General features: G+C 39.3%; 18 protein-coding genes. 6 read left to right on the forward strand and 12 right to left on the reverse strand.

The genetic code is table 11. The annotated features are described in order from the left end of the window. Positions 1-358: 358 nt before the first annotated feature. Complete coding sequence (gene refZ / locus IEV91_RS19560) at positions 359-1,009, reverse strand: forespore capture DNA-binding protein RefZ (RefSeq protein WP_188499118.1); 651 nt, start codon at positions 1,007-1,009, stop codon at positions 359-361. A gap of 224 nt (positions 1,010-1,233) precedes the next feature. Between refZ and msrC the strand changes: the two genes are divergently transcribed. Next, complete coding sequence (gene msrC, locus IEV91_RS19565) at positions 1,234-1,719, forward strand: free L-methionine (R)-S-oxide reductase MsrC (RefSeq protein ID WP_188499119.1); 486 nt, start codon at positions 1,234-1,236, stop codon at positions 1,717-1,719. 287 nt (positions 1,720-2,006) lie between these two features. Here the strand turns inward: msrC and IEV91_RS19570 are convergent, their stop codons facing one another. Further along, positions 2,007-3,857, reverse strand: a complete 1,851-nt coding sequence (locus tag IEV91_RS19570) for a sensor domain-containing diguanylate cyclase (protein WP_188499120.1) — start codon at positions 3,855-3,857, stop codon at positions 2,007-2,009. Between the two features lie 509 nt (positions 3,858-4,366). Here IEV91_RS19570 and rpsD point away from each other — a divergent pair. Further along, complete coding sequence (rpsD, locus tag IEV91_RS19575; protein WP_188499121.1) at positions 4,367-4,969, forward strand: 30S ribosomal protein S4; 603 nt, start codon at positions 4,367-4,369, stop codon at positions 4,967-4,969. A gap of 290 nt (positions 4,970-5,259) precedes the next feature. Continuing rightward, a complete protein-coding gene (locus tag IEV91_RS19580; RefSeq protein WP_188499122.1) occupies positions 5,260-8,310 on the forward strand; it encodes a transglycosylase domain-containing protein in 3,051 nt (1,016 codons plus the stop codon). A 450-nt stretch (positions 8,311-8,760) separates the two neighbouring features. On the opposite strand, the gene ccpA is transcribed toward IEV91_RS19580, so the two are convergent. The 8 genes from ccpA to IEV91_RS19620 all read right to left on the reverse strand — a co-directional run bounded on the left by ccpA (position 8,761) and on the right by IEV91_RS19620 (position 18,099). Continuing rightward, positions 8,761-9,762, reverse strand: coding sequence for a catabolite control protein A (ccpA, locus tag IEV91_RS19585; RefSeq protein ID WP_188499123.1), 1,002 nt, complete (start codon positions 9,760-9,762; stop codon positions 8,761-8,763). Between the two features lie 302 nt (positions 9,763-10,064). Further along, a complete protein-coding gene (locus IEV91_RS19590; RefSeq protein ID WP_188499124.1) occupies positions 10,065-10,430 on the reverse strand; it encodes a YtxH domain-containing protein in 366 nt (121 codons plus the stop codon). A 21-nt stretch (positions 10,431-10,451) separates the two neighbouring features. After that, entirely contained in the window at positions 10,452-10,883 is a 432-nt protein-coding gene (locus IEV91_RS19595) for a DUF948 domain-containing protein (protein WP_188499125.1), read from the reverse strand. A gap of 255 nt (positions 10,884-11,138) precedes the next feature. Continuing rightward, on the reverse strand, positions 11,139-12,446 hold the full coding sequence (gene murC / locus IEV91_RS19600) for a UDP-N-acetylmuramate--L-alanine ligase (protein ID WP_188499126.1): 1,308 nt from the start codon (positions 12,444-12,446) through the stop codon (positions 11,139-11,141). 194 nt (positions 12,447-12,640) lie between these two features. Then, entirely contained in the window at positions 12,641-13,741 is a 1,101-nt protein-coding gene (locus IEV91_RS19605; RefSeq protein ID WP_188499132.1) for a nicotinate phosphoribosyltransferase, read from the reverse strand. Positions 13,742-13,966: 225 nt separating this feature from the next. Beyond that, a complete protein-coding gene (locus tag IEV91_RS19610) occupies positions 13,967-16,630 on the reverse strand; it encodes a DNA translocase FtsK (RefSeq protein WP_229745665.1) in 2,664 nt (887 codons plus the stop codon). 44 nt (positions 16,631-16,674) lie between these two features. Then, complete coding sequence (gene ytpR / locus IEV91_RS19615; RefSeq protein ID WP_188499127.1) at positions 16,675-17,295, reverse strand: YtpR family tRNA-binding protein; 621 nt, start codon at positions 17,293-17,295, stop codon at positions 16,675-16,677. 15 nt (positions 17,296-17,310) lie between these two features. Beyond that, on the reverse strand, positions 17,311-18,099 hold the full coding sequence (locus IEV91_RS19620; RefSeq protein WP_229745666.1) for a DUF1444 family protein: 789 nt from the start codon (positions 18,097-18,099) through the stop codon (positions 17,311-17,313). A gap of 187 nt (positions 18,100-18,286) precedes the next feature. On the opposite strand from IEV91_RS19620, the gene IEV91_RS19625 reads away from it, so the two are divergent. Beyond that, positions 18,287-20,497 (forward strand): methyl-accepting chemotaxis protein, encoded by a 2,211-nt coding sequence (locus IEV91_RS19625; RefSeq protein WP_188499128.1) that lies wholly within the window; start codon positions 18,287-18,289, stop codon positions 20,495-20,497. Positions 20,498-20,627: 130 nt separating this feature from the next. Continuing rightward, positions 20,628-22,724: a methyl-accepting chemotaxis protein gene (locus IEV91_RS19630; protein ID WP_188499129.1), complete on the forward strand. Its 2,097-nt coding sequence runs from the start codon at positions 20,628-20,630 to the stop codon at positions 22,722-22,724. 186 nt (positions 22,725-22,910) lie between these two features. Here the strand turns inward: IEV91_RS19630 and IEV91_RS19635 are convergent, their stop codons facing one another. Both IEV91_RS19635 and IEV91_RS19640 read right to left on the reverse strand, forming a co-directional pair. Beyond that, positions 22,911-23,432 carry a DUF84 family protein gene (locus tag IEV91_RS19635; protein WP_308420054.1) on the reverse strand — a complete coding sequence of 174 codons (522 nt, stop codon included), beginning with the start codon at positions 23,430-23,432 and terminating at the stop codon, positions 22,911-22,913. A gap of 15 nt (positions 23,433-23,447) precedes the next feature. Further along, complete coding sequence (locus IEV91_RS19640) at positions 23,448-24,521, reverse strand: M42 family metallopeptidase (RefSeq protein WP_188499130.1); 1,074 nt, start codon at positions 24,519-24,521, stop codon at positions 23,448-23,450. 170 nt (positions 24,522-24,691) lie between these two features. Here IEV91_RS19640 and IEV91_RS19645 point away from each other — a divergent pair, with 170 nt between their 5' ends. Then, positions 24,692-25,003 carry a hypothetical protein gene (locus IEV91_RS19645; protein WP_188499131.1) on the forward strand — a complete coding sequence of 104 codons (312 nt, stop codon included), beginning with the start codon at positions 24,692-24,694 and terminating at the stop codon, positions 25,001-25,003. The last annotated feature ends 176 nt before the right edge of the window (positions 25,004-25,179 follow it).

Consider the following 25,179-nt stretch of genomic DNA (forward strand, 5'->3'; position numbering starts at 1 on the left):
TATTGATTGAACTATTGTCAAGGAACATAATGAAACAATATTGAATTAAAGAGACTCTAGACTTTTTCCAACTTATTTAGGTGCGAAGTTTGAGATAATAAGAAAAACGAGGAAAACCATGCTTGACCCTTCGTTTAGACATTGATTTTACGAATAGGCAGGGCCAGCACCCCAGTTGCTCGGAGCGGAAGACACGAGATTCGGAACACTTATACTCAATGTGTTCCTCAGCGTCTCTGACTCACGAATGCCTAAAGAAAGTCCTGCGGGACCGGGGCGTGTGTGACTTTCACGAGTAAACCTCAAGTTGCTCCATGGGCCTTACTCAGAAGTGCAACACGATTTTTCGAATGTAGGACTAAATGCTAATATTCCTTGCCATTTTAGGTTGGCTTATCTGCTCGATCCAAGACTTAATCATTGGACTATAACGCTCCACGAACGGGGTCTGTGACGGCTCTAATACATGAACCTTCCGTAAATATAAGGGCTGTAGAAAGGGCGTGACAATCATGTCACGATATTGTAAGACTAATAAATCAAGAGGAATATTACGAATTTCATTGTTCATCATGCCCTCTTCAAATAGTCCTTCCATTAAATACTTTTCTTTCATGAGATAAGTCGTCATTAACTCTCGAACTAACGTGGAGTCTAAAGTAACCTCTCTATGGACAAAGAGAGAAAGATGAAACTGACTTTGCTGATAGCGAATCAGTCGTTCTGCGAGCTCATATAAAAACGCTGGCTTAGACATGACGTTCATTTTTTCTATCATTGCCTGTTCAATGACATCAATATATCCCGTATAGAAGAACTCCATTAAATATTCAAGAAGCGCTTTTTTACTCCCGAAATAATAAGAGACAAGTGCCACATTAACGTTAGCTTCGGTAGCAATATCTCTCACTGAAGTGCCATTATATCCATACATATGAAAGAGCGTAATGGTTGCTTTTATAATTTCTTGTTTTGTTTGCTTTTTTTTCCCTTTTGCCTTTACAATCATTGCACTCACCCACTTTTAAAATGACTTGGCTCGCACTCTTATGATCCGCTAAGCCGTTCATATGTCTGCTGACGTCACGCTCTAAAAACCACGTGTATGTCTTTAAGTAGTTAATTTCTATATCTCGGGAGATAACCCTTCAAAAAACTCTCGACATAAAGGTTTTTGAAACGTCGAAATTCTGGTAAACTAAACATATTTCCACAACAAAGAGAGGCGATTTGATGTTTACTGTCACAAAATATTCCGGCGAAAGCGAAGAACAATACGCTCTAGTTACTAAACAATTAAAAGCACTCATAGAAGATGAACCAAATAGAATCGCTAATTTAGCCAATGCCTCGGCTCTATTAAATCAGTTTTTAAAAACCATTAATTGGGTTGGTTTTTACCTAATGGACGAGGGAAAAGAAGAGCTTGTGCTAGGTCCTTTTAATGGCTTGCCAGCTTGCGTTCGAATTCCCTTTGGCAAAGGAGTCTGTGGGTCAGCAGCGCAAAAACGTGAAACATTAAGAGTAAAGGATGTCCGAGAATTCCCAGGTCATATAGCTTGCGACAGCGCATCATTATCCGAAATTGTCATTCCAATGATTAAAGAGGATAAAGTCATTGGCGTATTAGATATTGACAGTCCCATCACCAACCGCTTTAGTGACGTTGATCAACGTGGCCTAGAAACCTTTGTTCAAACGCTCATTCCTCATATTTGAGAAAAATAAAAACAGAGTCTAATAGCCCTGCCAAGGTTAAGACTCTGCAAAGGATTCAAGTTAAAGAATCATTTGGTCATCAAGGGAATTGAAGCAAAGCTCAACACTCCCCATCACGACATCTTGAACTTTTTTATTTTGAAAAACCAGGCAATAATAGATACCTGGTCCTCAATTAAATATTGAAACAGTTTTTGTTACTAAAAAGCAGCCTCAACAGCTCTTTGATGACCAACATTTATCCTTAAAAGGGACCAGACACACGCTCTGGTCCCTTTTCATTACCTTTATATAAAATAATGTATACAATTTTTCCCTCGACTTTTAGCTTTATACAAGGCTTTATCTGCGATGTCTAAAAGCTCTTCTGGGCCCGTTTGATTGTCTTGCGTCCACATCGCTAAACCACAAGAAATAGTCACTTGAGGATCAGTTTCCTGTTCAACCAAAACAAGAAGCTTTTCCGCCATCTCTGTAGACATTTCCAGTGACTCTTTAGGCAAATAAATGGCTAACTCTTCCCCTCCCCAACGTGCGGCTATATCCTTCTCTCGTACAGTGGTTTGGATGATCCTTCCGACTTGCTTCAATATTTTATCTCCAACAGGATGACCATACGTATCATTAATATCTTTAAAGTTATCTATATCAATTAATATGAGGACGCCGCCTTCACCATTTTTAAACGATTCAGATATTTTTTCATTAAGAAAATGACGTGAATATAGATGTGTGAGCTGATCCGTTATCACCCTATATTCTAATTCTTCTTTCAGTCGCGCATTAATCAATGCCAGTGTTGAATGTTGGACAAGAGAAATGACAAGTTTAAATCCATCAAAAGTAAAATGATAAGGTTCCTTATGAAGCATGATGACCAGCCCCATAATATGTTGATCTTGAAACATAGGGATCGCAATAAGAGAACGAAAAAGGATATGTTTTGAAGAAAACTCTTTCCATAAATCCCCACGAAATAACGAATCTTCTGTTTGTAAGACCTTATGGCGAATGTTATCAACAATCCGTCTAGAGCCTTCCTCAAAGAAAAATGCCGTACTCCCAGGTACCGTCTCCCAGTCATTCTCATTGTTCGAAAATAAAACCCCAACTTCATCTGATCTAAACGCTTTTAATAAACGCTCGATTAAATAATGAGCCGTTTGATTAAAACCAGAACTCGCATTTAAATGCTGTGCTGCTTCATTCACCAATCTTAAATCAGAGATCAATCGCTGTGATTGCTGATAAAGCCGGGCATTTTCAAGCGCATGGCCTGCCGTATTAGCTAATAGCTGTATAAATTCAATATCTTTTCTATAGAGAGAATGTTGATGTGTAACACTGACTTCTAACACACCATAAATGCCTTGGCGACCTCTTAACGGGACATAGAAAATATCCTGATCGTAGCTTCCTTGCACCTTCCGTACCTCGCCTGTCATAAAGACATATGATGCATCAGAATCCAATACTGTTTCTCGGGAACGCCCTTCAAGAAATAAGAGATCAATTGTTGCCGCTGGATACAGTTCTTTTAATGAATGAATGACACCCTCTAATACTTCTTTTTCATCCATTGAAGAATGGAATTTGTCTGTAACCAAAAATAATTGTTCATATTGTTTTCCCATTTTCGTTGTATGGAGATGCCTTCTCACTTGATATAAAAGCTTAGTAAACTCCTCCAATAGATCAAGTAGCTCTTCTTTAAGAAAAGACTGGATAGGTATAGGACTCGATAGTACTACAACACCAATACATTCCTCTTTATAAAGCATAAGTGTATAATAAACGTTCCCTTTTAACGAATTAAATTTCCCATTAAAACAATCAATGGTTTGAAGGGCATGCAAGCCCGCTTTAGGTTCAATGCTCTTTATTTCAGCTGGAGATAGGGTCACCGAATTGAAATAAGAGAGAAGCGCAGTCTCAGAGCAAGCATTAAATTGAAAAGGATCTTGATCATTATCACGTAAATAAAGCAAGCCTACGCCGTCTAATTTTTCCGCAAGGTACTTCATCATGATTGAGCCAATATTTGTGAGTTTTTCTGTATAATTCGTTTCATAGATTAACCTGAGAAGCACATCTTTAATATTAAGCAAAGGCTCCCTATTCTCCAATTCGCTCTTCATATTGGCAACCCCCGCACCAAACTAACTCTTTTGTCATTATTATAATTCATCTCATTCGTTATTCCTAGTACTTTAAGCCTATTGCATTTAAAAATATTAGAAATGTTTGGCATGGACTCATTGCTTCATTAAGCATAGCCAGATATTCAAACTGACGCCTTCACACACTAGCGTTGTCGGCAAGCCCTCATGGTCAATGGTGTTATGCTGCCTCCCCTCAAATAGTGTTTTCAAGATCAGTTGATACCGCTCAAAGTGAAAGACATGAGTTTCCTTCTTACATTATGAGGTTTGACATTCACACATCCCATGATATAATAGACTTTGTGTAAAATGAGACAGTGTGATGATAGCTGTCACGTTGAACTTTCTATTTTGTTCCTCTTAGTTGAGGCGCACCGCGTAGCCTTACTGTCGGGTGATGATGCGTGAAAACAAAATAGCCTCGTGATAAGCCTCATGTGTAAGCTGTCATTTTATACAGTTAAAATGACAAAGGAGAGTATACTATGGCTCGATATACTGGACCAGCCTGGAAAAAATCCCGTCGTTACGGTATTTCCTTATCTGGAACTGGCAAAGAATTAGAAAAGCGTCCTTACGCACCTGGTCAACATGGCCAAAATCAACGTCGTAAAATCTCGGAATACGGTTTACAACAAAACGAAAAGCAAAAGCTTCGTTTCATGTACGGTATTAACGAAAGACAATTCCGTCGTATTTTTGACGATGCGGGTAAAATGAAAGGTGTTCATGGTGAGAACTTCATGATCCTTTTAGAATCTCGTCTTGATAACCTCGTTTATCGTTTAGGTCTTGCAAGAACACGTAGACAATCTCGTCAACTTGTTTCTCACGGCCATATTACGGTTAACGGGAAGCGTGTGAACATTCCTTCATACCGTGTCACTCCTGGTGAAGTTATCGGCGTTAAAGAAAAGTCTCAAAGTCTTGATATCATTAAAGATGCTATCGAAGCTAACAACTTCGTTCCTGAGTATCTTACATTCGATGAAAACAAGCTTGAAGGGACCTACACACGTTTACCTGAACGTTCAGAGCTTCCAGCAGAAATTACTGAAGCCCTTATCGTCGAATTCTATTCTCGATAAACCTTGGAGGAAACAAGCATCCTTCTTTTGTTTCTATCCTATAATATGTACTTCAAAGTCATGCACTTTAAGTACAATATATCAGGTAATAACCCGGATGATTGTCCGGGTTATATTTTTGTATAATATATCTCTCATACCATAAAAAGGATTGGCGAAAGCCAAAGTCTATAATGTTATAATACAGATAGAAAATGGGACACCCCTATAGGTGCCCTTTCCTTTTATAAAACTTGCCGATTGCCAGGCCATTAGCGTTTTGTGGCCCTGAGATGTTGGGAGGAGAAACTATGGATTTTCATCCAAAACAGCTTTGGAACCAGATCAAGCGTGGCATCCAATGGCTTAATGAAAAAAAAGTGTTTAGAAGTTTACGAGTGGGCTATAAAGTAACATGGAACTTATTTTTAATTATTATTTCAATTGTTATTATCGGTGGCTTTTTTGCTGGGGGTGTAGCTGCTGGTTATTTTGCTTCTCTAGTTAAAGATCAACCTATTTTAAGCTATAGCACTTTAAAAAAGGACATTACCAATTATTCAGAAACAAGCACGATCTATTTTGCGGATAATAAGCCTCTCGGGCGAATGCAAACCGATCTTATCCGTACAGATGTTTCTCTTAAAGATGTGTCCCCTCTTTATATTCACGCCTTATTGGCAACAGAAGATCAACTCTTTTACGAACATGATGGCGTTGTTCCTAAGTCTGTCTTTCGTGCTGTCTTCCAAGAACTCACCAATCAACCCATTGTCACGGGTGGAAGTACGATCACACAACAACTCGTTAAAAACCAAATTCTAACAAATGAGGTTTCCTTTGACAGAAAAGCAAAGGAGATTTTATTATCGTTGCGACTTGAACGCTTTTTCTCAAAAGACGATATCCTTCAAGCTTATATTAATGTCATTCCTTTCGGCCGCAATTCTTCAGGTGAAAATATTGCCGGGATTGAAGCTGCCGCAAAAGGTATTTTCAATGTCGACGCCAAAGATTTAAATCTACCGCAGGCCGCCTTTATTGCCGGTATCCCTAAGAATCCTTTTGTGTATTCCCCGTTTGAGAACTCTGGCGGACAAAAAGAAGATATTTCAAGCGGCGTCAATCGTGCGCACACTGTATTGAAGAACATGCTAGATGCTAAATACATAACAAACGCTGAGTACAAAAAGGCGCTGAAGTATGATTATAAGAAGCATTTTGCTAAAGCAACGGAGCGTTCTTCTTCTCAATATCCTTATTTAATGGAAGATATACGTGAGCGTGCCTCAGAAAAATTGGCAATAATCGCAGCAAATAAAGATGGCTATGATGGTAACAAGCTGCAATCCGATGCGAACACACTTGAAAACCTACAGTGGTTAGCCAATGTTAAAGGTTATAGTTTAGAGAAAGCCGCTAAAAACGCCGGACTAGATTATAAAAAGGCAAAGAAAAATGCTGATCTCTATAACGAGTACTTTGACAATGCCGAAAAACAATTAAATCAGGATGGCTATAAAATTCATACAACAATCAATAAAGACATTTATGACAAAATGAGACAAGCCGCTGATCACTCCAGCGCTTATGAAAAGGATAAAGTCTTTGAAACTATTGATGAAAATGGTAAAAAACAAGAACTTCGCTTCCCAATGGAAGTCGGTTCTATATTAATTCAAAATGACACAGGTGCCATTATAAGTTATGTGGCTGGTCGCCGCGATGAAGCCTATAAGTATTCGAAGGTTAATCATGCGACACAGACAATAAGACAAAACGGTTCAACCATGAAACCACTGCTGGATTATGCACCTGCCATCGAAAATGGCCTGCTATCGCCTGGGACCATTCTTGCCGATCTACCGACGTCTTATCCAACGAGTGATCCAAATAATCCTTATACACCCCATAACTACGGTGAAGCTGGTAATGGATTATTTCATGGTCTCGAAACAGCTAGAAAAGCGTTGGCTGAATCTCATAACGTTCCAGCAATTGAAACGTACTTTATGAACCGCCAACATTTTCAACCTATCAATTACTTACAAAAAATGGGTTTTTCGTCTCTCATCTTTCCTAATGACAAGCAAGCCTTATCTGTCGGGATTGGTGGTTTAACACGAGGGGTAACAGTAGAGGAAAATGCTAATGCCTATACAACCTTTGCAAACGGAGGTAATTTTGTCGATGCTTACATGATTGATAAGATTACAACCAATGATGGCAAAGTCGTCTATCAGCATCAAACAAAGCCAACAAAAGTCTTTTCACCACAGACAGCCTACATTACTCTTGATATGATGCGTGATGTCATGCGAAGTGGAACGGCTGCGGACGTGCCTGGCAGACTGAAATTCCAAAGTGATTGGTATGGTAAAACAGGAACCAGTCAGGATTGGCATGATGGTTGGTTTGTCGCTTCAAACCCAAATATTACGCTTGGGATCTGGACTGGATTTGATCAGCAACTGGTAAAAGTAAATGGAGCGTACACATCCCTTGAATTAAATCATTCACTTTATCATCAAACCCAATCACAACTTTGGGCAAGTTTTGCAAATGCAGCTTATGATGTCGATCCCAAACTTATGGCACCCAATAAATCATTTAAAATGCCTGAGGGTGTTGCTAAAAAAACGTTCTGTGGTCTCACCAATGGGCCGCTAACTGACTCCTGTAAAAGTGCAGGTTATTCTGTCACAGATCTTGTGAATACAAAATATCTGCCTGATGGTAAAGGAACAGTCTCCTATGGTAAAGGAAGCTATGTTCTGATTAATAATAAAAAATATCAAGCCCTATCGTCTACACCTTCTGAATTCACCCATGAAGGAGGAAGCTTTCTTGATACGGATTTCTTGAAGCAACGCTTTCCTCATTTAATCACGAGTAAGATTAAAACAAGCCTAGGAAGCGGCATGAGCTCAGTGTCAACATTTAACGCCGATAGCAAAGCTCCGAACAGTCCTGGAGGCCTTGCATTTAAAAATGGTGTACTCAGTTGGTCTAAAAGTTCTTCTAATGATGTTGTTGGTTATTATGTCTATGGAGCCACTGGCAACTCAAATAGCTTTAAAAAGCTGTCTTCCATTGGCGCTGACCATTCATTGCAGCTTAAAGCGCCCTCCGGCTACAACAAGTTTTACGTATTGTCTGTAGATATTACTGGAAGGACTTCTAAAGCCTCCAATGTGGTAGACGTAGGAAAAGAAAACGACAAGAAGGAAAAAGCGGACCAGGATAAAACTGCCAAAACAGATGAAAATCAATCTGATAGTCAAGATAAAAGTAAGCAACCAACACATGATGACAAAGATTTAGCGGATCACTCTGAGCAACAAAAGAAAGACAATAAATAATCGAAAAAGTGGAGAAACCTCAATAGGATTCTCCACTTTTTTGTGATTCTATTATGGATGTCGGGGGTCTATCATCCCTTTCAAAATTCCATAAACTTTCTAAAAGATTTTTGCCCCCCTACTGATGAAATATAGGGTTAAAGGAAATTCCCACTTAACTCGAATGGATTTCCGCTCCAGGCTTTTCTCATGACCACAGGACTAAGGAAAGCTTCTCATAGAACAATCAACGCAGAAATAATCGTGCTTTTTGCGATTTTTTATGGCGTTTGTTCGTGCAGCGTTTACTTAGAACCGTTTTCGTTTTTAATCCTTTCTCTAATAGAAGGCCCTACTGCTCTCCTGTATGCCCTCATTGCGGTTCTATAGCCTTTTCTCTACCAACCCGCCTTTATATGTAAGAAAAGACCAGAGAAGGCCATATAGGCTTCTCTGGTCTTTATAGAGTCATTATTCTTTCGTTGATCCACGATACTCCATCCGGTGGGGTAACACAACATTATGATCGTCAACTTTTTCATTGTTCATAAACTTCGTTAAAAGTCTCATGGCCACAGCGCCAATATCGTACATGGGCAAGACAATACTGGAAAGCGTTGGACGAACCATTTGGGCCAAACGCGTATTTTCACAGCTGACAATTTCTATGTCTTCTGGGACATTCAAGCCGATGTCCTGAATATGATGAATGACGCCTAAGGCCATTTCATCCCCTGCTGCAAAAATAGCCGTAGGCGGCTCACTAAGCGCTAGAAGCTGTTCTGTCGCTTCCTTACCAGAATCATAAGTATAGTCACCAACAGCGACAAGCTCGTCGTCAGTTTTAAGTTTCCCATCTTCAAGCGCTCGTTTATACCCCTCGATTTTCTTAAGACCATTGATAGGATCGTGAAGCGGTCCTGAGACTGCAGCAATCCTTTTATGGCCTCTATCTACAAAGTAAGACACTGCATCGTATGCCGCTTGCTCATAATCGATATTGACGGAAGGAATCTCTTCACGGTCATCAATGGTTGCTGCTAGTACAATAGGGACAGGAGATTGTTTAAATTCTTCAGCAAGCTCGTCTGTTATTTTTCCACCCATGAAGACAATCCCATCCACTTGCTTTCCGAGCATTGTTTGAATAAGATGAACTTCCTTGTCCTCATTTTGGTCGGAATTACTAAGAATAATATTGTACTTATACATCGTGGCAATATCCTCAATACCACGTGCTAATTCAGAGAAAAAGATACTCGAAATATCAGGAATAATGACACCCACTGTTGTCGTCTTCTTACTTGCAAGCCCACGAGCTACCGCATTAGGTCTATAGCCCAAGCGTTTAATCGCATCTTGAACTTTCTTTCTCGTTGTTGGTTTTACATTCGGGTTCCCATTAACCACTCGAGAAACGGTGGCCATTGACACCCCAGCTTCTCTCGCTACATCATAAATTGTTGCACTCATTTCCTTTTTCCTCCTTAGAACCGAGCTCTTTTAAATCATTATAACCAAAAATTGCAGCCTGTGCTGTCATTTAACATAACTTTTATACTAGTTTTGTGGAATTATGTACATTTTTTGACGTTATTAGAGTATTATCCAGAATAGATACTCTTATTCCCTTCAAAACTGTAAAAAATGATTAATAAGTGCTTTTCGCTTTCAAAAATGATAGTGTTTTTCATACTTTCTCTATTGTGAAATTTTTCACTTGTTTGCCACAGGAAAAGGCCCATCCGTTTGGGCCTCCATCAAAGCAAATGAAATTATTGATCTTCCTCATTATCAGTGCTCTCTGTTTTATCAAGCGTAATGGTATTAGAGTGACCACTGTCTCCGCTGGTTTTAGTCTTAAGCTTAATCGTATCTGGAAAGTCTTTAACCTTATTCGCGACATTAGAAGATTGCTCTGATACGGCCTTGGCAAGCTGAGATGACTTCTCCTTAGCAATAATTGCGAGATCTCCACCTTTACGCTTCACCGTTTGTGATTGCATGCTAATGTCATCACGTAGTTCTTTCCCCGATTTAGGTGCTAATAAAAGGGCTGTGACACTTCCAACGACGCCACCTATTATAGCTCCTAAGAAAAAGTCCTTTGCATTGATATTGCCATTATTATCATTACTCAAGTTAATCCTCTCCTTTTATCTTTAGTCATTTTGATGACGTTTTGCCTTTCTTCCATTCCATTTGTGCCATAATTCTATTGCGGCTTCACCCCATTGGAGTGCCTTGGCAATTTCATCGGAATGTCGCTCACTCTTTTGTACAACGGTTTGGCTCATATGTTCTAAAGATTGGTTGACCCTTTGAACAGAATCCCCAATCCCTTTAACCGAATTAAACACAGGTGTTAAGGATTGTGTCTTTTCCCCAATTTCTTCAGCTAAACTATTTGTCTTATGTAATAATTCAGTCGTCTCATGAGTAATCCCATCCATTTGCTTGACAACATCATTCATTGTCCCTGAAACGTTTAAAAGTGTTTTTTGAACAGAGCGCAAGGTTTGGGCCACAAAATAAACAAGAACTGCAAATGCGATCGCAAGTACAGCTACACTCAAATACAAAATAATTTCCACTGCAATTAGCCTCCCTTCTTACTCTATTACCCATAATATTTTTCTTATAAACACTAAAAACTATTCCTCATAATTTCTTTAAGCATAAACTTTTATAGAACATTATTCAAAGGAATGTTTTGAATCGAAGAGTCATTGCCCATGACACATCCGCGCGGACTTCATTCTATATAAGAAAAATCATGGTACTGCACCATCTAAAAAAAGAGGTTTTCTCATCATTATAATTAAAAGAGGTTGAATCCTCAACCTCTTTTAATTTGTTGTCTCTAGTACTTTTTCATAAGCGGTTTGATATTTTTGAATATCGCCAGCCCCCATGAAAAGAAGGACACCATTCTCATACTGCTTTAATTGATCAATATTATTTTCATTAATCAAGGATGAACCCGGGATTTTTGCCTTAAGATCCTCTATTGTGAGATCACCATTTGCTTCTCGAGCTGATCCGAAAATATCACACAAATAAACTTCATCAGCATTTTTGAGACTTTCAGCAAAGCCCTCTAAGAAAGTCTTCGTTCTCGAATAAGTATGTGGTTGAAAAATGGCAATGATTTTTTTATCTGGCCATTTATTCTTCGCTGCATTGATTGTCGCCTTGATCTCTGTAGGATGATGAGCATAGTCATCAACAATATGCTGTGTTCCGAGCACTCGGTCTGAAAAACGGCGCTGAACCCCTTGAAATGTCTGCAATCTTTCCTTCACAAGATCAATCGGTACCTTTTGATAATGACAAAAAGCAATAACACCCAATGCGTTTAACACATTATGGTCGCCAAACGTATTAATTTTAAACTGCCCATAAAGGTCATTTCTGACATAGACATCAAAAACCATGCCACTGTCCGTACGTTCAATATGCCTTGCTTGAAAGTCATTATCGTCATTTAAGCCGTAATACATAACGGGGACGTTGACTTTTAATTTTTGTAAATGAGGATCATCACCGTAGGCGAAAATAGCCTTCTTTACATTTAAAGCCATTTCTTGAAAGGCCGAGATAACATCCTCAAGATTTTCAAAATAATCCGAGTGATCATAATCAATATTCGTCATAATACAATAATCAGGCTCGTAATGAAGAAAATGTCGACGATACTCACACGCTTCAAAAATGAAATACTTACTGTCTTCCACACCTTTTCCAGTTCCGTCACCAATTAAATAAGAGGTAGGCGCAAAGGCGCTAAAAACATGAGCCGCTAAACCTGTTGTGCCTGTTTTCCCATGTGACCCCGTGATCGCAAGGCTTGTGAATTTTTTTGCAAACTCCCCAAGGAAGTCATAATACCTTATAACTGGAACACCTAATTCCTTTGCCCGAATAATTTCTTCATGATTATCCCCGAAAGCATTCCCGCAAATCACCGTTTGATCCTCTCGTATATTGTTTTTATCAAACGGGTAGAAAGGAATATGTTTCTTTTCTAAAACATCTTGTGTAAAAAACCATTTATCAATATCAGAGCCTTGTACCTCTTCCTTCATATCGTGAAGGATTTGGGCAAGTGGACTCATTCCCGTTCCTTTGATGCCAACGAAATGATATTTCGTCATATCACGACCTCCATCATTCAAATATTCCATACCTATCATATGCCTAGAACAATAAAGTGAACCCTCATTTAGTGGCGCTTTATTTCCCTCAGACTCAGAAGGGTGTTTCAGTTAGGGTTCCGTGCTTCCCTTCAAAAGTTTTTTCTATAACTCCCAAGGTAATAGCTTCTTGCCATTTTGCACGAAAGTTTTATTTAATCATCTACTTTTTCTAAGCGAGCATTTGGCTGGTACTTTCTTCCTGTCTTAGCTTGTGGTTCCCCATTTAATATCACATTGTCTCCAGTAAAACCTATATTAACCTTTAATAAACTGTTTCCAATACCATACATGTCAACGGGGACCTTTTGTTCCTCGAAGCTTTTAATTTTTTCTGTGTTAAAACCACCACTAACCATAATCTTCACATGGTGATACCCTTCTTGATCAAGCGCTTCACGGAGAGCAAATATAAGCTTCGCATTCACCCCTCGAGGATCAAACCTTCCAAGCCTCTCTTCATGTTTGAAAAAATATTTATCCACCATGTTTTGAGAGGTATCGATACGTACACTTTTTAACTTATCCCCAAAAGCATGTGCCAATCTCAGACTATCAGTAATGACATCATTATTATAATCCACTAAAGCAACGACATCATCATTAGGGTAACTTTCATGATAGGCCTTCGCTGCCGCAACCACATCTCCCTCAAAGAGTTGAATTAGGGCATGGGGCATTGTACCCATCCCTTGCTTTCCCCACCATTCATTCATGGCATGAGTAGCTTGCGCTGTTGAACCCCCAATATAAGCTGCATAACCATCCCCGGCTTGCTGGGTATAATGATCGTCTCGATCCCCCATAAAAATAACAGGCTTTTGTATACCAGAGACCCGTGCTGCCTTTGCTACATTATAGACATTTGTCGCAACCGAGGTGCGTCGTCCCAGGATACCATCAATAATGCCTTCCAAAAATCCAAAATTTTGATAAGGTCCTGTAATGGTTAGCACGGTTTCATAAGGAGCGATTTTATCCCCATCTTTTAGTGAATAAACTTCAAGGCTTTTTGGCTCCTTGGCAAATGTCTTGATGAGTGCAATGGCTTCATCTGTCCCACAAAGAACGGCATGATTCTTTTGAAAAAATTGCATGGTGACAATGTTATTAGGTTTATATTTCTCAGCAATTTCACAGGACTTCAAAAAATACACTGCTGAAAACCAACCTTCACCAACACGTTCATCGAATTTAAATGTATTATTCGTTAATCTTTTAATTTTCCCTTGTAATTTAAGATCAATTTCCTTCATCATATAGAGCATTATCCCATGTATGTATAGACACCTGAGAAAACGCAACCCTCCTACACTGGGCTTCTCTTGGAAAACTTGGCTTATCCTCAAGCCCAAGTTGTTGCCCTTTTATAATTATAAGGATTTCTGTTTTCTGCTAACTTATAAATTTTGACGTTATAAGATAACCAAAATGAATCGCCTATAATTGTACCTTTTATCGGAAGTCTTGTAAAAGGATTTTTACAACGTTGTCTCAGGATCTAAATTCGCTTGATAGTAGTATTGAGAAAATGTCTCTTTGTCCACTAATACTTGCCGCGGTTTACTTCCATTCGCTTCAGAAATAATCTCGCTTGCTTCCAACTGATCCACCAGACGAGCTGCACGATTATAGCCAATGCGGAACCGGCGCTGCAAGCTAGAAACAGAAGCTTGTCCCTGATCAATCACAAAAAGGGCGGCGTCTTCAAAAAGCTCGTCTTCATCGTTTTCGATTTCTGCTCGCATTTCCTGGATCTGCTCGAGGTCAAATAAATAAGGCAACGGTTCAACTTTTGTTAATGCTTCTGTCACCCGGTCTATTTCTTCATCCGTTACAAAAGCCCCTTGAAGTCGTTTCATATCACGGGCACCATTTTCTACAAAAAGCATGTCTCCTTGCCCAAGTAAGCGTTCAGCACCACCGGCATCCAATATCGTCCGTGAATCTGCTTGTGAAGAAACACTAAAAGCAATACGGGTTGGGATATTTGATTTGATCAGCCCCGTGATCACATCAACAGAGGGACGTTGTGTCGCGAGTAACATGTGAATACCTGCTGCTCGTGCCTTTTGAGCAATTCGACAAATGGCTTCTTCGACATCTTGAGGGCTTGCCATCATCAAATCGGCAAGTTCATCAATAACGATAACAATAAACGGCATTCTTGCCTCGCCCTGCTCTTGATCAATCGTTTTGTTGTAACGGTTAATATCTCTAACGCCTTTTTTTGCAAACAGTTGGTACCGTTCTTCCATCTCCTCGACTGCCCATTTTAGTGCAAGTGCGGCTTCCTTCGGTTGCGTAATTAATGGCGCTGCTAAGTGAGGAAGTGCCTGATAAGCCGCGAGTTCAACCACTTTTGGATCAATAAGGATAAGGCGCAAATCTTCAGGACTTGTTTTATAAATGAGGCTAAGCAGTAAGGAATGGATACACACACTCTTCCCCGAGCCCGTGGCACCAGCAATTAAGCCGTGAGGCATTTTAGCTAAGTCCGTGACTACCCTTTGTCCTGATACATCCATGCCCAGAGTTGCCGTTAATGGCGACGTGCTGTTCCGAAAACTCTCTGATTCTAATAATTCTTTGAGAAAGACGGGCTTCCGATCTGTATTTGGGACTTCAATGCCAACAATGCTTTTTCCTGGAACTGGTGATATCCGAATTTGTTTAGCGGCCATACTTAATTTAATATCTTCCGTCAGATTGAGAATTTTATTCACTTTTACCCCAGGATAGAGTTTTAATTCAAACCGCGTAACAGAAGGCCCCTGGACATAACCAACAATGTCAGCTTTAACGTGAAAGTTTTTTAGTGTTTCAGCTAGAATCTCTTGTTTTTCCCGCACCCATTCTTCGTTATCATCAGAATTGTAGTTGGGATTATTAAGTAAATCTAAACTAAGACTCGGTATCCTTTGTCCTTGTGATCGATCGGTTTGCCTTTGAGAAGAAGTAGATTGAGAGGTTTCCTTTCTTCTCATACTCACACGATCTGCTCCAAACATGAGGACATTAAAAGGAACATTGGATCTTCTTCTTTCAGGTGTTGGATTGTCGTGAGCATTAACATCTTCCTTAGCGCCGTGCTCTTCTAATCCCACGCTCTCATCTTTAATCCCATTTGTCGTCGCTTCTTCAGATTCAAGATTCGAACCGTCTTCTGATTGTTCATCCTGACTCCCTGTCTCTTCAACGTTAACTGGAAGAGTCTCTCCTACTTCAGTATCCTCTTCCTTAAGATCCTCAGACTCAATCACTTCTTCCTCAAAAGTCATTGCGTCTTCTTCATAGGTCTCAACCTCAGCGTATTCTTCTTCCTGATCATCAAGAACATCCACTTGATCCTCCAGTGGTTGTTCTTCAAACTCTGCTTCTATTTCAACTCCTGTGTTCGCTTCAGGCTCAATAAAATCAATTGTGTCGTTAACTTCCTCTTGTTTTTCTTCTGAAATAAGACCCGATAATAACGAGGACACATCCACATATCCAGAGGAATCCTCAACAGGTGGGCTCTCAGTCATCACAGATGGATCTGTTACCTTGTCTTGATGATTTAAATTTGATTGAATAAACGCTTTTTCTTTCTCACTTTGCTCTTTTTGATCCTCAACAAGTTGCTTTTCATGAGCCTTTTTACGCTGTTGAGACATTCCTAAGGCTGAGCTTCCACCGCTCACTTTCTTTGACTTATTGGGTTTTCTAAAACCATAAATTGGAGACGGTATCTCAGTTGGCTTGAACCGTTTATGATTAACTTGAGTCTCCTCAATTTTTCTCTCGCGGGTATAAGTTGGCTTTTCTTTTCTATAGTGTTCTTCACGGCTCCCCCTTGATGCATCACTGTGCCCAATAGAAGGTTTGCCGCGTTGTGAGCGTGTATAGGCAGGTACGTCATACACATCTTGCTCCTTCTCAGAGGACACCTTGCCTTGACGCTGCCGCTCCGGCATCTTCTGTGAGGTATAGGAGCTTGGGTATTGACGAATCATCTTCACATCAATGTGTTTGCCGGACGTTTCGATTCTACCCTTGGGAGAGAAGCCATCCTGTTGTGATGGCTGTCGATACGTTTGTCCTGTCCCCTCATATAAGTCATCATCGGATTCAAAACCAAAGAGACGTTTCCACCAGTTTGTCATAATATCCCTCCCGCTTTATTAGATTGAAAAATCACTAGTCATGACTAGTGATTTATAGAAGCAAAGAAATCTTTTCCAACCGTTTCCGTTTCATCTAGAACTAAGATCCCTTTCTTTGTGGGGGCATTTGGAAGCCCCAGTTCACGCGCAGAACAAATCATCCCTGACGATTGAACGCCTCGGAGGGCAGCATCCTTAATAATCATACCGCTTGGCATTACGGCCCCTACTCTAGCAACAACCACTTTTTGGTCTTGCTCAATATTAGGCGCTCCACACACAATTTGCAGAGGTTGTTTTTCTCCAATATCGACTTGGCAGACACTTAATTTATCTGCATCAGGGTGTGCCTGTTTTTCTTTTACATAACCAACAACAAAATCAGGAAGTGGATCATAAATAAAGTCGGTATCCGTTATACCTTTTTCAGCAAAAACATCATTTAATCGTTGAATAAAGGCTTGATCTGTTTTGATCTTCCCTGTATCGTTTAAGTCAAAATACTGAGAAGCATTGAACAGATTGTAGCCGACTACTTCTCCCTCTAAATCAGTTATTTTTGTAATCCCTTTTCCATGATCAAAGGACTCAACTTCAGTAGCCTCTTTGAGATAGTCAATAATTAATACGTCACCTATACCTGCTTTGTTATAATAAATATTCATGTTTTATACCTCTTTTCAATTTTCATCAACAGGGCGATTTTTTGCCATAATAAAAACGGGCTGGAGCTTGTCCTCTTCTACTAGAAAAGGTAATGAGGTAATAGGGATATTACCGGTCGTAAAAAACTTCATCGTCATCTGAGCCAAGATGTCATAACCTTGCTTATTTCGAAGGTCAGCAAAAATCAACACATCTTGATGGGGAATAGCCACTGCTAAATCACCTTCGGCCTTGGTCTTCATCTCATCAATAAGCGATTGATTTAATAGCCGACTACCATCATAGCCATCATTTGAATTAATGAAATAAAAAACATTATCGGCAACGGTTTCTTCTTTGTATTGAGTGGGTAATGCTCGCAAATTAAATCGCGCCATCTCATCCACTGCTTCTTCCGTTAGTGAAGCTTCTTTTAAGAAATCGCGATGAATTAATCGATAGCTTTGTCCCATATCAATGGCATAAAAGATTCTCGTTTCGGCGGTATGCTCCCGATAAAGTAATTCGACACCTTTGTCTGTTTTTGTCGGAAAGGATGTTGATCGTATTACGGGCAATATCTTTTTTTCAATATCGGAGACATTTTGATCGGTTTGCATAGCCTTTAATGCTTCTTCTATGTAATAAACAACTTCGTCAATTGCCTGCTCTTTCTCCTCTTCATATCTTGAAATGATTCCTGGAAGCGATACTGTAATGCCTTTTCCAGAATGAACATCTTCAACTCTTAATTTGTCCTCTTTTTTATTGTATGAGATCCTACGATCGGGTGCAGCTAATCTCTTTTCCAGTCTATCTTTCATTTTTAAACTGTCGATAGTGATCTCCTCCTATATTACTGACACTCATATTTTATCACGTCATAGCGCTGAATAAAAATACAAATAAAAAGAAATTCCTTTAAAATATTATTAAGTTTCTAACAGTTTCACCCGAAATATAAAGAGTAGGGCAAAATACATAATTTTTTAAACATAAGGGGGATACTTGATGAATTGGACATTTCGTAGAAAAATAGCCGTTATACTTATTGCTAGTCTTGCCGGAATCCTTATTATTTCTGCCTTTATGGTAGTTTCTACGCTCACACAAAATCACGAGAATACTAAAATTAAGAACGTTAACGAAGCCGTGTTAACCGCAGAAGGCATCAGTAAATCAATGGAGACTGCTCGCAAAAATGATCAAAATTTCTTGCTTGAACCCAGCGAGGATCTTGAGGGGACCGTCGAAAAAAACATTGATACGATTAATAACAATATCACTCAACTCGAAAAAGCAAACCTTGGGATCTCTAAAGAAACAGAGGCCTTAAAGAAAGCCGTAACCGCTTATTCTTCAGGCTTCAAAAGTCTCTCAGCAACAGAAAAAGTCATTGGTTATGATGAACAATCCGGAAAACTCGGCTCTCTCAATGATTCTAGCCAAGCAATGACCCGTATCTTAAATTCAAGCGGTAATGAAAAACTAACTTCTATGGGAACAGAGTTAGAACTAGCTCAAGCTAATTTCACTAAAGATTTTGACGAAAAAAGCTATAATACACTCACGAAAATTATCGATAAGATAGACGCTGCCGCTAAACAATCACTTAGCGATTCTCAATACAATACCTTCAGTACGAGCTCACTTACATTAAAAAGTAGTGTGGATTCGCTTAAAAGCTTCAATGGGTTTGAAGCAGACAGCTTAAAGGCTTTTGAGAAGAATGCCTCAGATGTCACAAAGACAGTAGACCAAACGGTAAAAAAACTGAACAATAAAAAAGATAGTTACTATGATACACAAGCAACCATTCAAAAAGTCTTTTTAATCTTGATGATCATCCTTGGACTTCTTACGCTTATTACCCTTGGGGCTTTTGGTGGCTGGTTATACAGAACTGTTTCTGAATCTATCAGAACACTTAGAAAAGGAGCCGTTATTATTGGTGACGGTAATCTTAGTTACCGCGTACCTATTAAAGGAAAAGACGAATTTGCTGAACTTGCACAAGCCTTTAATCAGATGGCTTCGAGTATGGAATCCACAATGACAAAAGTCACTGGTGCTGCCGAGAGTCTGTCTTCCTCTTCCCAGAACCTAGCGGCGATTTCAGAGGAAACCAATGCACAAGCTGTCGAAGTGAATGAAGCCGTCCAACAGGTGGCTATTGGAGCGCAAAATCAGGCTGAACATTTAGAAGAAAGTATGGCTCTATTAACTAAAGTCTCCGGAGCTATTCATGAAACCTCTTCTTTCAGTGAGGCTATAGGTAAGCAATCCAATGAAGCTCAAGAAGCAAATCAACAAGGTTTGAAAGTGGTCAGTATTCTTGAAGAAGGCTCTACTCAATTCCTAGAAATCGCTAAGCATTTGATCAGTGATATCCAAGGTGTTGCCCAACAATCAACAGAAATCATTAGTATTCTAAAAGTCATTAAAGATATTTCTAGCAACACCGACTTGCTTGCTTTAAATGCCGCTATTGAATCTGCACGAGCAGGGGAAGCGGGCCGTGGTTTTGCCGTTGTGTCTCACGAAATCCGTAAACTTGCTGAGCGCTCTAAAAAAGAGACAGGGAATATCGAAGAAGTGATCGGCAACATTATTCATAAGCTAAACGGTATTTCTCAAGAAGCGAATAAGTTAAATGAATCCTTAAGTGATCAAGATTATAACGTCAAACAAACAAAAGCAGCTTTTGACGATATCGATGAGAATGTCGTTTCTATCAATAGCGGCATCTCCAATATCAAAGCAGCAATCCAAAATGTCAATGAAGCGAATAGTGCCCTTTCTACTAAACTAGAAGAAATCAGTGCAATCTCTGAGGAAACCGCAGCAAGTACTGAACAAGTCTCAGCTTCCAGTGAAAGTCAGACTGAAGCGATCGAAGAGGTTAATAAAGCGGCCTTGTCATTGCAAGATATCGCGCTCATTCTTGAACAAGAAGTGGCCAAATTTGAATTCTCTGCTATTCAAGATGAAAGCAAACTTCAAATTAATGAACAACACGCTTTAGACAGTGCTACCTCTGATGAAATCGAACCTGTTTTAGAGCAAAAAGAAGAGTCTCTAGAAAATACAATGTCAGAGGATAATACTGAAGAAAAGAACGACCCGGAAGACTTAGAGCAAAGTGAAGAAGTGGCAGCTACTCAAGATTCAAATGATCTTCAAGATGAAGATGAAAATGAAGAAGATAAAAGTAAAGAATAAAAACTCGCTTTTCCAATAAAAGCAGTGGTCTTAATGAAGGGCACTGCTTTTTTTAAAATCTTTATTTACGCATATGAATGTAAGCGTTTTATATAAATACTTTAATTTTCAAGAAAAAGGAGGACACCTAATGAATTGGACAATCAAAACAAAAATAGCCATTATTCTTTTCGCTAGTTTAATTGGGATCCTGATTATCTCTTCTTTTATGATCTACTCCAGCATCACTCAGGTACATCAAAGTAACAAAATAAAACAAATTAACAATGCGGTTTATCTTGCTCAGGACATTAATAAAAAAATGGATACGGCTCGAAAGAACGATCAGAACTTCTTATTAAACCCGAGTGATCAGCTTGTGAATGAAGTAAATAAAAATATTGATTCATTAACAAAGAGTATAACAAAATTGAACGGCTTAGGCTTAGGAATTGGTACACAGACAAAAATTTTAAAGAGTTCTACTGAAGACTATTCTTTATCCTTTAATAATTTGGCTGCTTCGAAAAAGGTTATTGGTTATACGGAGGATTCAGGAAAATTAGGCGCCTTAAAAAGCACTTTCAATAAGATGACCAAAATTATTAACAACACCAACAATGAAAAACTTCAAAATCTAAGCCTGTCCACAAAATTAATTCAAACACAGTTTATTAATAAACCAACAACAGAAAATTACAACACCCTTGTTGAAGATATCAATAAAATGGATGAGCTTGCTAACGAAACATTAAAAAATGGTTCATATTCGAATTACAGTGCCCTTTCAATCAGCCTAATGTCTGACTTTCAATCTCTAAATAGTTTTAAAAACTTTGAAACCAGTTCTATAAATAGTTACGAAAAGATTGCAAATACTGTTACCAAAAATGTGAACAGTACCATTTCAATCTTAACAAAGGAGAAAAACTCACTCTATCAAAAGCAAGAAGCGATTCAAAGAACACTCTTGATTACAATGATTATCTTAGGTATTTTCGTACTTATCATTCTCAGCCTATTTGGCGGATGGCTCTATCGCTCTGTTTCTCAATCTATTCGAGTTCTTAGAAAAGGTGCTTTTATCATTGGTGATGGTGACCTTAGCTATCGCGTTCCTATTAAAGGAAAGGATGAATTTGCTGAACTCGCGACATCCTTTAACCAAATGGCTTCAAGTATGGAATCAACCATGACCAAAGTGACTGGTGCAGCCGAAAGGTTATCTTCATCTTCTCAGAACCTTGCAGCAATTTCAGAGGAAACCAATGCACAAGCTGTTGAAGTGAATGAAGCCGTCCAACAGGTGGCTATTGGTGCACAAAATCAAGCTGAACACTTAGAAGAAAGCATGGCCCTATTAACTAAAGTCTCTGGAGCTATTCATCAAACCTCTTCTTTCAGTGAAGCCATCGGTAAGCAATCCAATAAAGCTCAAGAAGCAAATCAACAAGGTTTGAAAGTGGTCAGTATTCTTGAAGAAGGCTCTACTCAATTCCTAGAAATTGCCAAACATTTGATCAGTGATATCCAGGGCGTTGCCCAACAATCAACAGAAATCATTAGTATTCTAAAAGTCATTAAAGATATTTCTAGCAACACCGACTTACTTGCTTTAAATGCCGCTATTGAATCTGCACGTGCCGGCGAAGCAGGACGTGGCTTTGAGGTCGTTTCGCATGAGATTCGTAATCTCGCTGAGCGTTCGAAAATGGAAACAACAACTATTGAATCCGTCATTAAAAACATTATAAATAAATTGAATGATATCTCAGAGGCTGCCAATCACCTTAATCAATCTTTAAATAAACAGGACTATAACGTTAAACAAACGAAATCAGCTTTTGATGATATTGACAAAAACGTAGATTCCATTAACAGCGGAATAGAAAAAATTAATAACGCAGTCGACAAAGTAACCTCTGCTAATAAAGCTCTCTCCTCAAAACTTGAAGAAATCAGTGCCATTTCAGAAGAAACTTCTGCCAGCACTGAACATGTTTCAGGCTCTAGCAGAAGTCAAACTGAAGCCATTGAAGAAGTCAACAAGGCAGCACAGTCTTTACAGGATATCTCGCTCATTCTCGAGCAAGAAGTGGCTAAGTTCGAGTTTTCTACGAGTCAAGATGATCCCTTAGTGAATATGGAAGAGGACGCCAAGAATGAAGAACAAGGCATTGAACAACTCGCACATTTAAATGAAGAAATAGCCATCACCCAAGAGCTTAGTGACAAGACTAAAAACTAAACGGGAAGTGAGATGAGAAAACTTAGCATATTACCCAGCTTTAATGGCGAAAGCCAAAGTTGCCCTTATAAAGTCTTCCACAGAGTTATACTTTCTGACGTTACAAAGAGAAACCGGACAAACGTCCGGTTTCGTCTTCGTCTATAAAAAAGAAGGACACCATAGCATGTGAAAAACACGTGAGAGCTATGAATTCAGTGAATGATATTCTAACTGACCAAAAAGAAGGACAATGATTTGATAAAACATCTCATCACGTGTGACACGACCGTTTGTTAGGATACCGATGGTCCCTTGACCTTGCTTCACATTGGTTTGAGACGTATAGTCATCAATGACATCGCCTAATTCCCTTCCAGCATTAATGCCTTCAGCAATGGTTTGAGGCAAGGCAATACCCGCCCCAGATGCCGTTAAACAGCGTCCCTCGCGATCAACGAGTGCTCCCCAGTTACAAACATACATCGTATCCCCAATCGTTGTGACGCCACCCTCTAGGCCAATACCAATATCAGCATCACTTTGGTTTAAAACAGCCTGAGCTCTATTTTTTGCCCCCTCTAAAGTCTCGCGATCCCCTATCGGCTGATCAGAAACACCTGATGGAACCTCAAGACCGAAAACTTCCATTTCAAGGGAAGCACAAAAACGCTCAACAGGCTTTATTTTCGCAGGATTTGAAGATCCAACGCCAATCTTTCTCATCATATCCCTACTTCTTAATTAAACGTTACTTTTAATACTTTCAACTGTTGTCTTATCGGTTTTCTTCACTAGTTCTGTTAAAAGTGCTTTTGCTGCAGCGTAATCATCAATATGGATAATTGAAGATGAAGTATGTATATAACGTGAGCAAATACCAATCACCGCTGATGGCACACCTTGATTACTAAGATGAACGCGTCCAGCATCAGTTCCACCTGGGGAAACAAAATATTGATAAGGAATATTGTTCGTTTCCGCCGTATCTAAAATAAATTCCCTCATTCCTCTATGGGTAACCATAGTACGGTCAAAAATTCGTAATAAAGCCCCTTGACCTAATTGACCAAATTCTGTTTTATTCCCTGAGGCATCATTAGCAGGTGACGCATCTAAAGCATAAAAGATATCAGGTTGAATCATGTTTGCTGCTGTTTGTGCCCCACGTAGGCCAACCTCTTCTTGAACAGTTGCCCCTGAATAAAGAATATTAGGTAATGTGTCATTCTGAACCTCTTTTAACAATTCAATAGCAAGCCCACAACCATAACGATTATCCCAAGCCTTTGCAAGAATCTTCTTCTCATTAGCTAAAGGGGTAAACCGACAAATGGGTAGGATCGGTTGCCCTGGTTTGATTCCAATGTTCTGTGCGTCTGCTCGATCATCTGCACCGATATCAATAAGCATATTCTTAATTTCCATCGGACGCTTTCTTTGCTCTTCAGATAATAAGTGTGGGGGGACTGATCCGATAACCCCAATGACAGGACCATTATCCGTCATCACTTGTACTCTTTGAGCGAGAAGGACCTGATTCCACCAACCGCCAAGGGGTTGAAAACGAATCATGCCATTTTCGGTAATCTGTGTGACCATAAAGCCGACTTCATCCATATGCCCTGCAACCATCACTTTGGGACCGTCTTCTGCGCCCTTTTTGACTCCAAATACACTGCCCAGACGATCTTGAACAATATCATCCGAGTATTTTGACAATTGATCCTTTACGTATGCTCTTACATTATGTTCAAAGCCTGAGGCTCCTTGAAGCTCTGTTAACGTTTTGAACATTTCTTTTGTTTCTGGACTCATATTAAACTTCCTTTCATACAAATGATAGGTACACTTCTATATTAGCGGATTAAGCCCAAGCTTTCCATAAAAGTGACGGAATTAATAAGCCTGTACATAGAGATTGGTTTTCACTCGCATCTTCCTATATAATGATGGGTATAATGTTCTCTTGGGAAAGGATGGGCAACTTGAATAAAAAAATAATGATTATAACTGCTGTAAGCGCAGGATTCATTGGTGGTTTTTTAGTAAAAAAAGGATTAGAAAGGCAAGCCCTTAGTCCTGAAAAAGTCCTTTCAAAAGTAAAAGCAGCTGCAAAAGAAACAATAGATATAGATGGTGCCTGGATCTTCCTTGAAAAAGAACCATGGATGAACGGCAAGATTCTTTACGATGTCTTTAAAGGTGGATTGACTGAGGTTGTAGATGACGAAGTTACACACTATGACTTTATCGCTGACGCCGGAACAGGAACCCTCCTTCAACTTAAAGAAAATTGAATATCCTTAAGCCATAATGACCGAATGATAGATACGTTCTTGCGATTTTCTATGATTCGGTTTTTTAATTCTAAGTCAAATGTTAAAGCCTCTTAGGTCTTCAAAGCAATAAAAAAAGGTTCTAAGTCAAATGTTGGGGTAGGAGTAAAGCTCCTACTCTTTATCCCCACTTAAAA

Origin of the sequence: Pullulanibacillus pueri, from assembly GCF_014639255.1 — a bacterium.
GTDB classification, from domain to species: Bacteria; Bacillota; Bacilli; order Bacillales; family Sporolactobacillaceae; genus Pullulanibacillus; species Pullulanibacillus pueri.

Excerpts from the sequence above, each read along its gene's own strand:
- refZ (WP_188499118.1), bottom strand. The coding sequence starts at position 1,009 with ATGATTGTAAAGGCAAAAGGGAAAAAAAAGCAAACAAAACAAGAAATT.
- msrC (WP_188499119.1), top strand. The coding sequence starts at position 1,234 with ATGTTTACTGTCACAAAATATTCCGGCGAAAGCGAAGAACAATACGCT.
- IEV91_RS19570 (WP_188499120.1), bottom strand. The coding sequence starts at position 3,857 with ATGAAGAGCGAATTGGAGAATAGGGAGCCTTTGCTTAATATTAAAGAT.
- rpsD (WP_188499121.1), top strand. The coding sequence starts at position 4,367 with ATGGCTCGATATACTGGACCAGCCTGGAAAAAATCCCGTCGTTACGGT.
- IEV91_RS19580 (WP_188499122.1), top strand. The coding sequence starts at position 5,260 with ATGGATTTTCATCCAAAACAGCTTTGGAACCAGATCAAGCGTGGCATC.
- ccpA (WP_188499123.1), bottom strand. The coding sequence starts at position 9,762 with ATGAGTGCAACAATTTATGATGTAGCGAGAGAAGCTGGGGTGTCAATG.
- murC (WP_188499126.1), bottom strand. The coding sequence starts at position 12,446 with ATGACGAAATATCATTTCGTTGGCATCAAAGGAACGGGAATGAGTCCA.
- IEV91_RS19605 (WP_188499132.1), bottom strand. The coding sequence starts at position 13,741 with ATGAAGGAAATTGATCTTAAATTACAAGGGAAAATTAAAAGATTAACG.
- IEV91_RS19610 (WP_229745665.1), bottom strand. The coding sequence starts at position 16,630 with ATGACAAACTGGTGGAAACGTCTCTTTGGTTTTGAATCCGATGATGAC.
- ytpR (WP_188499127.1), bottom strand. The coding sequence starts at position 17,295 with ATGAATATTTATTATAACAAAGCAGGTATAGGTGACGTATTAATTATT.
- IEV91_RS19620 (WP_229745666.1), bottom strand. The coding sequence starts at position 18,099 with ATGAAAGATAGACTGGAAAAGAGATTAGCTGCACCCGATCGTAGGATC.
- IEV91_RS19625 (WP_188499128.1), top strand. The coding sequence starts at position 18,287 with ATGAATTGGACATTTCGTAGAAAAATAGCCGTTATACTTATTGCTAGT.
- IEV91_RS19630 (WP_188499129.1), top strand. The coding sequence starts at position 20,628 with ATGAATTGGACAATCAAAACAAAAATAGCCATTATTCTTTTCGCTAGT.
- IEV91_RS19635 (WP_308420054.1), bottom strand. The coding sequence starts at position 23,432 with ATGATGAGAAAGATTGGCGTTGGATCTTCAAATCCTGCGAAAATAAAG.
- IEV91_RS19640 (WP_188499130.1), bottom strand. The coding sequence starts at position 24,521 with ATGAGTCCAGAAACAAAAGAAATGTTCAAAACGTTAACAGAGCTTCAA.